Source organism: Enterovibrio norvegicus, assembly GCF_002876705.1.
Taxonomy (GTDB): domain Bacteria; phylum Pseudomonadota; class Gammaproteobacteria; order Enterobacterales; family Vibrionaceae; genus Enterovibrio; species Enterovibrio norvegicus_B.
In genome coordinates this window covers 1-1,728 of record NZ_MDAG01000055.1, presented here as the reverse complement: position 1 = coordinate 1,728, position 1,728 = coordinate 1, and the positions used below count along the sequence as shown (strand labels likewise).

Here is a 1,728-nt window from a genome sequence, read left to right as displayed (position 1 = left end):
TCGAAGCGCTTAGAAAGTGTTGTTAATACATGGGTTTGTTCAGGTTAAGTGCGGGCAAGTACCCGTTATCACAGCGTTAGGAGGTAAGTAGTACGTGCAACAATCGCAGGCTATGGAAGATAAAGTTATCTCAGCGGTGAGGGATTTTGCTAGCTCGATAAACTCGGGCAGTAAAGTCGTCGCTGACATGTCTGTACTTATAGATGCAACGTCCCAGTTACCTTTGGCCAGTTTTGATTACTGGGAACGCTTGGTTCGATCTGAATTTTCTCTAGCCTTAACACATTCAATAGCTCCGAAGTGGAAGTTTTGGTCAAAACCCTATGAGTTGCTGACTTGGTTGGATTTGATTAGCTGGGATGGTTATAAGCGCGAGAAAACTCTACGGACGCTTTCTGGTGGTGCTCCAAATACTTTTTTCTTTTCAATTGCTGTTCGTAGGCTGAACGATTGGGTACCCCAAGTGCGTGAGGCAGCGCGAGAAAAGCTACCAGAACTAGCAAAAGCTACCGACCCAGAATATGTAGTTGAAGCGCTGTGTATTGCGCTTTCAAATTGGAACTCTTGGGGTAGGATTGAAGAAGTAGATAAAAACACTCTTCTTCAGATCATATCTGAGGAAGATATTGCAAAAACACTAAGGTCCAAGTTGATTTCATCTGCTGCTGGACCCATGCCATCGCTCTTTTCTCAGTTAGGTAGAACTCCAATTCTCGATGGTAAACTCGAGGAGATTGCAGATTTTGCAATACAACCTTCAGTTCGAGCTAAGGCATACCGAAGTTTATTCGAGGGGCGAATAGCATGGATTGAAGGCCGTAAGTGGGAATGGACTGATATCCGCTATTGTGAGGGAAGACTTAAAGCAGTTGTTTCCGAGCGAAAACTAGATGTTCAGACTCCAATATTTGATTTGTTAAAAAAATCTTCTGAGGATCGGTCATCCATTGTAAGGCGAATTTCAGCAGAGATTCTAATTCGAGAGTTAGAAGGTCTTGGAGATGAAGTTAAGGAATTGGCTGAAAAATTTGCATCAGATGAGTGTAATTCAGTATCTGAAAGGGGGCGATTCGCTTTGAAAATGCTGGACGAAGCGGAGCGTACAAATCCCTCCTAACAAGCGAATGAACGAGGGACGTTTACTCGTGGCGCATTTTTTCATCTAAACGCTGAGATTCAGGAGTTTCAATCAGTTTGGGCTAGTAAACGCCCGTTATTCAAACGTTATCCGTCAGTTCTTTTCGCGATTAGCTTGCGATGATTGGCTAGCCAGTTCCTCTCTTTGTCACAGGTTGTTTAACTTCAAAACCCTCATCAAACCAATCCCAAACTCGATGCAAAATCATGTGGCTATCTTTGCTAAGTTGAATTGAATACACATGGTTTATCGAGTGATTTTGTCTTTATGGTCGAAGCTGAATTCACAAAATGGCGCGTTCGTCGGGTGTTGGCGGCAAAGCCGCGATAGTATGAAGATTCAGCGGCTAACAAGGTCATCAACAGGACACCTTGCCAATCTCGAAGCGCTTAGGAAGTGGTGTGAATACATTGGTTTGGTGAGATTTAGTGCGGACAAGTGCCCGTTATCACAACGTTATCCGTCAGTTCTTTCCGTGTTTAGTTTGGTTAGCTATTTCCTCTCTTCGTCGCAGATTGTTTAATCTCAAAAGGCTCATCAAACTAATCCCATACTCGATGCAAAATCATGTGGCTATCTTTGCTAAGTTG

1 protein-coding gene is annotated in these 1,728 nt (G+C 43.4%); it reads left to right on the top strand.

Going from position 1 to position 1,728, the window contains the following annotated elements; genetic code table 11:
- Positions 1–94 precede the first annotated feature (94 nt).
- A complete protein-coding gene (locus BCT27_RS19495; protein ID WP_102396529.1) occupies positions 95–1,117 on the top strand; it encodes a hypothetical protein in 1,023 nt (340 codons plus the stop codon).
- Positions 1,118–1,728 lie beyond the last annotated feature (611 nt).